The following is a 7341-nucleotide window of genomic DNA, read 5'->3' on the forward strand; positions in this document are numbered from 1 at the left end:
ATACTTATTCAACACCGTGAATAAGATCCTTGCGTCAAATTGACTTCGCTAGCAAATTTCTTTACTAGTACTTTTTTTGGAAATAGCTTTCTATTTCCGTCCTGCGATTCTTACCTAGAAACATCACTGTCTCTATTGGTTTTATCTTTGTTTCTGTTCAGTTTTCAAAGGTCAATCTCTCATACGCTTTAATCTAGCAGCGACCTACTTATAGTATCATTAGGGCTAATCTTTGTCAACAGTTTTTATCTTTTTTTTGAATAAAAGTTTAAACCATGTTTTTTTAAGTAATTCCAAAGAAATATCTTGGAAATCCTTTGTTATTAGCCGTTTTTTTGCTGTCGTATAAGTGGCACGATTAATAGAATACCATGTATATTCTATAAACGCAATAGTATTGCTTAAATTTATTTATAATTATTTATTTTATTGTATATCAGCTAGGTCGTATAGATGCGTAAACCTTTTTCTGAAAAGCGTTCTCTTAATGTAGGATCTAATTCTTTTCCTGTTATGATACTTGTGATGTCAGTAAGATCAGCATATTTATATAGTGATATTCTTCCAAATTTCGTGTGATCAGTTACTAAGAATACTTCTGTTGCGGAATGAAGCATTTGAACCTTTGCCGGCACTAAATACTCGTCATAGTGCATGAGGCCCTTCTCTAAATCGATGGCTGGTGTCGTCACAAAGGCCTTGTGTACATGCAGATTACGAAGGGTTTCTTCCGTAATCATTCCGTTTAGCATGTAGGTTTCTGGATACAAAACGCCTCCTGTAACAATGACTTTGATGGAAGAATTGCGCAAAATTGTTGCTACATTGATATCATTTGTTATAACAGTAAGCTTCGTGTGATTTTGGATTGCTCTGGCAATATGACCGGTTGTTGTTCCAGAATCAAGAATGATTGTATCACCATCCTCAATAAGTGATGCTGCATAAGATGCAATACGTTGTTTCTCTTCAAATTGAACTTCTTCTCGCTTTTGAAATTCTGGTTCGGAGATGATTTTTTCTTCTATCATAACGCCACCGTGAGTTCTCTTTAGCTTTTTTTCGTCTTCTAATGTTGTTAGATCACGGCGAATTGTGACCTCATGGACTTTGAAATAGCGAGCCAGTTCGTTGACACTTGCTATTTTTTTGTTTTTTACATAGTTTAAAATGGCTTGCTTACGCTCGATGGAAAGCATCTTCTTCTCCTTTCATAGTGTAAACTAAACAAGAAATCTGCGTGGCACTTCCTAATTGCTGAAGGTTTCACGCAGATTTGTGTTGTTATTTCAAACGTTTTTCTAGCTCTGCTTTCATTTCTTCATAGCCCGGCTTACCTAATAGTGCAAACATGTTAGCCTTATATGCCTCAACACCTGGTTGATCAAATGGATTTACACCGTTTAGATAGCCACTTACGCCAACTGCAATCTCAAAGAAGTACACGAGGTAGCCAAATGAATAGGCATCCAGCGCAGGAACTTCTACGACAAAATTAGGAACGTCGCCATCTGTATGAGCAAGTAATGTTCCTTGGAAGGCTTTATCGTTTACATAGTCAACCGTCTCTCCTGCCAAGTAATTCAGTCCATCCAAATCATTGTCTTCTTTATTAATTGTGATTTCATGACGAGCTTTAGTTACTTTAACAACTGTTTCAAAAATGTTGCGGCGTCCTTCTTGGATGTATTGACCAAGGGAGTGTAAATCTGTAGAGAAGTTAGCACTGGATGGATAGATTCCTTTTTGATCTTTTCCTTCGCTTTCGCCAAACAGTTGCTTCCACCATTCATTGAAATACTGCAAGCCTGGTTCGTAATTGATAAGTAGCTCTGTTACTTTGCCTTTGCGGTAAAGAACGTTTCGAGCTGCAGCGTATTGATATGCAATATTTTTATCTAATTCTGGGCTACTAAAATCAGCACGTGCCGCATCAGCACCTTGCATCATTGCTTCAATATCCACTCCACTTGCAGCAATCGGTAATAATCCAACAGCTGTTAATACAGAGAATCGACCACCGACATCATCAGGAACGACAAATGTTTCGTAGCCCTCAGAATTTGATAGTTCTTTTAGCGCGCCTTTAGCTTTATCTGTTGTTGCATAAATGCGTGACTTAGCCTCTTCTTTGCCGTATTTTTTTTCTAAAAGTTCTTTGAAAATACGGAAGGCAATTGCTGGTTCCGTTGTTGTTCCTGATTTAGAAATAACGTTGACAGAGAAATCTTTACCATCAATCACATCGATTAAGTCATGAAGATAACTTGAACTAATACTGTTACCGGCGAAAAATACTTGCGGCGCTTGGCGTTTATCTTTATCAAGTACGTTGTAGAATGCATGGTTTAATGTCTCGATTGCCGCGCGGGCACCAAGATAAGAGCCACCAATACCGATAACGATAAGGACTTCAGAATCCTCTTTGATTTTTGTTGCTGCTTTTTGGATGCGGGCGAATTCTTCTTTGTCATAATCACGAGGTAAATTGATCCATCCTAAATATTCGTTACCTGCGCCAGTGCCATTATGTAAGGCGTCGTGTGCTGCTGTGACAGCTGGTTGTAAATAGTCGATTTCATGTTGCTCGAAAAATTTCAATGCGTTTGAATAATCAAATTGAATATGAGTCATCGTTTTCCCTCCAAATTTAGTGCCTATTTATAGTATTTACTTTATATCAACTAAGCCTATTTAGCAAGAATTGTGTGTCTTAACTTTCTTGTGGCAAAATATACGGTACACCATGTTCTAAAACAAGTTTGTTGATTGCTACGTCCTGTTCTTGAAGTAGATCGTCTGCTTGCGGAATTGAGGTCCACCTTGCATGAAAAACGCTATCATCTTTTTCAATGGTAAGAAAATCTCCTGTTGCGGTGGCCTTATAGACAAATAAGCAGACATGTTCCCAAGCCGTTCTGCGTTCTTTTACGTATAGTAAGCTATCTATGGTGCAGTCAATCCCCGTTTGTTGTTTAACCTTTGAAATTAGTGCTTGCTCTAGTGTTTGGTCAGTTTCTACTCTACCGCCTGGAAACGCCCATTTCAAGTCGCGATTCTTCACAAGTAGAATGTCGTCCTTTTTTTCATTGTAAATAAACCCCTTAACTAACAATACCCTCTTCATGAACAGACCTCCCTTAAGACCTTATATTTAAAATTATCTAAAAATTCAAACGCACAAAACACTCATTAACTATGTTGTCTAAAATGTTTGTTAATTAAAAATAGAAAACCTTATGATTAGGAAACTCCTAGTTGAAGTCTCCTAAGTTTCTCGGTTTTATTTATCTGCTTTGTCTACCCACTCTTGTAACTTATCGCGTAATGTATTGAAGCCTTCATCTGGACCTGATGACATTTGTTTTTGTGGACGTTTTGATTCTTGTTTTGCTTTTGCCGGCGCTTCTTCTGTTGCGCGGATAGATAGGCTAATTTTATTTGTTTCATTATTGATTTCTAGAATTTTGACTTTTACTTCTTGTCCAACTTCTAAAAACTCATGTACATCTTTCACAAAGCCGTGATGGATTTCTGAAATGTGTACTAATCCTTGTGTTTTGTCATCCAATGCAACGAATGCGCCGTAACCTTGAATTCCTGCCACCTTACCTGTAATAATATCGCCGACTTTAAACTCACTCATAATATATACCTACTTTCTGACTTTCAATAATTACAAATTATATCACTCCCCTCCAAAATACACAATTATTAGATTTACCTTGTTCCTTCTTTCATGTGAGTTTATGATACAATGGGACTGGAAAGTGTATTTTGAGGAGGTTTTAACAATGAGTCTTTTTGATGAAGTAATCCCGCGTGTTGGTACTAATAGTGAGAAGTGGGACGATGTAAAGCATTTATTTGGTACAGAAGATATTATTCCAATGTGGGTGGCAGATATGGATTTCAAACCACCCTATGCTGTTCATCAAGCATTTCAAAAACTGCTGGATCACGGAATTTTTGGTTATTCGATGACGGTTCCGGGGTTGAAATCTAGCATTGTTAATTGGTTGGCTACACGACACGATTATAAGGTAGATGAAGCCAATATTTTTCTAAATGCGGCGGTTGTTCCTTCTATATCGATGGCGATTCGTTCGTTAACAGAAAAAGGCGATGGGATTTTGATGCACTCACCAGTTTACCATCCATTTTTCCTAGTGACTGGACAGACGGAGCGCGAGGTAGTGATGTCCTCGCTCGTATATAAAGATAACACCTATACAATTGATTGGGCTGATTTTGAGGAAAAGGTGCAGCGCGTGAAGTTATTTATCCTTTGTAATCCGCATAATCCCGGTTGTCGTAGCTGGTCACGTGCTGAGCTTACTCGCATGGCGAAAATTTGTGAGCAATACGGGGTGCCTATTATTTCGGATGAGATTCATTCAGATTTGACAATGCCTAATGTGAAGCATTTGCCACTTGCTGTTGCTGCTCCTGACTATCAATCACAAATTGTAACGTTGATGGCACCAACAAAGACGTTTAATCTAGCAGGAATGAAGGCTTCGTTTTTTATTACGACAAATCCTGATTTTCAAGCAAAATTTGAATATGAGGCAAAGTATACGTCACGTCCAGAGTTGAATTCTTTTGGCGCTGTTGGGATGGAAGCTGCTTACAAGTTTGGTGCGGAATGGGTCGATGAGTTGCGTGCTTATATTTTTGCGAACTATCAATATACGGAAGCTGAAATTAAAAAGCATTGTCCGACTGTTGGTGTGACAAAGCTTGAAGCTACATATTTAATGTGGTTAGATTGCCGCGCGCTCGGTTTGGCTGATAAAACAATCTACCAAAATTTAATTGATGCTGGTGTCGGTGTGCAGATGGGTTCTGATTTTGGTATCGCGGGGTCGGGATTTGTGCGTCTGAATATCGCTTGCCCAAGAGAGACACTGGGAAAAGGCGTTGCTTGTTTAATCGAAGGCTTGCAGAAAACTCATTGATCGGCTTTTCACGATTTGTTTGTTATACTTGATTTAGAAAATTGAAAAGATGAGGAGTTGAAAATATATATGTTTTTAGGACTTCGTGAATTACTTTATTCGAAGTTACGCTATTTTTTAGTGACAGGGATTATGATTTTGATTGTATTATTATCCTTGTTTCTATCAGGGCTCGCGAATGGATTGGCGTATGATAATGCCTCTTCTGTCGCAAATAATGATGTGCCATATTACGTCTTGGCTAAAGACGCGCAGGGCAAAGTGGAACGTTCGCTATTTCCTGAATCAGATTTGGCCGGGATTAAAGACGGCGAGAACGTGAAAGATGCCGCGGTTCTTGGTCAGTCCATGCAGACATTAAAACGCGCGGACGATGGGAAGAAATTCAGTATGGCCGTTTTCGCAATTACGCCAGGTAGTTTTTTGGAGCCAAAAGTAACGTCAGGATCACAGATGAGCGTGACGAAACCAGACGGTGTTATTTTGGACTCGTCGCTAGAAGGTGATTTGAAGATTGGCGATGTGTTGGAAGATGATATTTTGAATAAGCAGATGACCGTTATTGGTTTTGCAAAGGATCAGAAATATAGTCACGCACCGGTTGTCTACATGAATATGGCGGTTTGGCAAGCAATAAATCCGAGTCTTTACCATCAAAAAATCCCACAAACTAGCACTGTTGCTGTTCTTACAGATAATCCGGATAAAGGCATTTCAATCGATAATAAGGGATTAACAACTATTACGCATAAAGATTTCCTTAGTCAAATTCCTGGTTATTCAGCAGAACAAATGACGCTAAACATGATGATTTTCTTCTTAATTGTCATTGGAGGCTTTATTTTGACGGCTTTCTTCTATATAATGACATTGCAAAAAACAGGTCAATTTGGTATTTTGAAAGCGCTGGGAACAAAGACGAGTTATTTAGTGGCCAGTGTTATTTCGCAAGTATTATTGATTTCCGTTGTGAGTATCAGCATTAGTATCGCTGCAACCGCTGGGCTTTCGATGATTATGCCTGATGCCATGCCATTCCGCCTAACCGGCTTGACGATGACGCTATACAGCGGGTTGTTTTTTGCTGTAGCAGTTATCGGTTCCCTTTTATCACTTATCAAAATTGCTAAAGTAGATGCGCTGGATGCAATTAGGGGAGGCGATCAATAATGACAGCTCTTTTGAAATTCGAAAATGTAACAAAAACGTATCCTTCTGGTCCCAAAACAATCCATGCATTGCGTGAAACTAATTTCGAGGCTAATGCTGGAGAATTAATCGCGATTGTCGGACCTTCTGGCTCTGGGAAAAGTACTTTCTTATCTTTGGCCGGCGCGTTGCTCACACCAACATCAGGTGAAATCACGATTAATGGTAAGATTATCAGCAACCTTTCAAAAAAAGCGCAAACAGAATTGCGGTTAGCGGAAGTCGGATTTATTTTCCAAGCAGCACATCTTGTTCCTTATTTGAAAGCGCAACAGCAACTTGAGTTTATTGGCAAATTGGCAGGACAAGATAAGCAAGATGTAGCAACAAAAAGTGAGCATCTTCTCATCCAGCTGGGCCTTGGTGACCGCTTGCAATTTTATCCGAAAGACTTATCTGGTGGGGAAAAGCAACGGGTTGCTATTGCACGATCACTAATTAATGAACCGGCAGTGATTTTAGCGGATGAACCAACTGCAAGCCTTGATTCTACTCGAGGCCGAGAAGTTGTGGAGTTGCTTCGTGATGAAGTAGAGGGTAAACAACGCGCGGTTATTATGGTAACACATGATGAGCGAATGCTAGATTTATGTCATCACGTGTATCGAATGCTAGATGGTATTTTAACAAAGGACTCATGAATAACGCGATGCACCTTCAAAACTGAGGTGCATCGCGTTTTTTGTAATTATTCTTTAACAGAGTCTTGATAACCCGCTGCAATGAGCATTTTTATTTGGGTATCAGCTTGCTTTGTTGTTAGTAGATTATTGCGAATCCGTATGTCTTTCCCTATTTTGGGTGTCAAACGAATACTGTATTTTGTTTTTTCGGTTTCGAACTGATCGTTCATTAAGTTCCCCTCAACAGAAGCCCCTAGAATATTACCGCGTATATCAATAAAGCTTACTTGGCTGGATACATGCGTCGCATACGCGCAGTTTGTCAAGATATTTTGACTTATATTAATGGACCTTAGCTCGCTGACTTTAGAAGTGTCATTATTGTCTAGCCGACCTAGATAAATCGCGCTGAGTGGGACATTTGCTATAATATTATTCGTAATGGAAACATTATTCATACTAATTGGAATCGTGAGGGAGTGTAAAATAAACTGTGTAAATAATGAATCTTAGTTCATTGTTTATACAGTTTTTCTTTTTTGATACAA

8 protein-coding genes are annotated in these 7341 nt (G+C 39.0%); 3 read left to right on the plus strand and 5 right to left on the minus strand.

Going from position 1 to position 7341, the window contains the following annotated elements:
- Positions 1-440: 440 nt before the first annotated feature.
- The 4 genes from R8925_RS15425 to yugI all read right to left on the minus strand — a co-directional run bounded on the left by R8925_RS15425 (position 441) and on the right by yugI (position 3646).
- The gene (locus R8925_RS15425; protein ID WP_430536678.1) at positions 441-1199 is read right to left on the minus strand and encodes a DeoR/GlpR family DNA-binding transcription regulator; all 759 of its coding nucleotides are present in this window, start codon (positions 1197-1199) and stop codon (positions 441-443) included.
- Positions 1200-1284: 85 nt separating this feature from the next.
- Positions 1285-2634, minus strand: coding sequence for a glucose-6-phosphate isomerase (locus R8925_RS15430; RefSeq protein ID WP_430536679.1), 1350 nt, complete (start codon positions 2632-2634; stop codon positions 1285-1287).
- Between the two features lie 79 nt (positions 2635-2713).
- Positions 2714-3127, minus strand: a complete 414-nt coding sequence (locus R8925_RS15435) for an NUDIX hydrolase (protein WP_430536680.1) — start codon at positions 3125-3127, stop codon at positions 2714-2716.
- Positions 3128-3283: 156 nt separating this feature from the next.
- The gene (yugI, locus tag R8925_RS15440) at positions 3284-3646 is read right to left on the minus strand and encodes a S1 domain-containing post-transcriptional regulator GSP13 (protein ID WP_430536681.1); all 363 of its coding nucleotides are present in this window, start codon (positions 3644-3646) and stop codon (positions 3284-3286) included.
- A 148-nt stretch (positions 3647-3794) separates the two neighbouring features.
- Between yugI and R8925_RS15445 the strand changes: the two genes are divergently transcribed.
- The 3 genes from R8925_RS15445 (at position 3795) to R8925_RS15455 (ending at position 6811) form a co-directional block, all read left to right on the plus strand.
- On the plus strand, positions 3795-4961 hold the full coding sequence (locus R8925_RS15445) for a MalY/PatB family protein (protein ID WP_430536682.1): 1167 nt from the start codon (positions 3795-3797) through the stop codon (positions 4959-4961).
- 69 nt (positions 4962-5030) lie between these two features.
- Positions 5031-6131: an ABC transporter permease gene (locus tag R8925_RS15450; protein WP_430536683.1), complete on the plus strand. Its 1101-nt coding sequence runs from the start codon at positions 5031-5033 to the stop codon at positions 6129-6131.
- Positions 6131-6811: an ABC transporter ATP-binding protein gene (locus R8925_RS15455; protein WP_430536684.1), complete on the plus strand. Its 681-nt coding sequence runs from the start codon at positions 6131-6133 to the stop codon at positions 6809-6811. Before R8925_RS15450 ends, R8925_RS15455 begins: the two co-directional genes overlap by 1 nt.
- Before the next feature lie 47 nt (positions 6812-6858).
- Here the strand turns inward: R8925_RS15455 and R8925_RS15460 are convergent, their stop codons facing one another.
- On the minus strand, positions 6859-7251 hold the full coding sequence (locus R8925_RS15460; protein ID WP_430536685.1) for a hypothetical protein: 393 nt from the start codon (positions 7249-7251) through the stop codon (positions 6859-6861).
- Positions 7252-7341: the final 90 nt, after the last annotated feature.

Source organism: Listeria rocourtiae subsp. hofi (genome assembly GCF_963575615.1).
GTDB classification, from domain to species: domain Bacteria; phylum Bacillota; class Bacilli; order Lactobacillales; family Listeriaceae; genus Listeria_A; species Listeria_A hofi.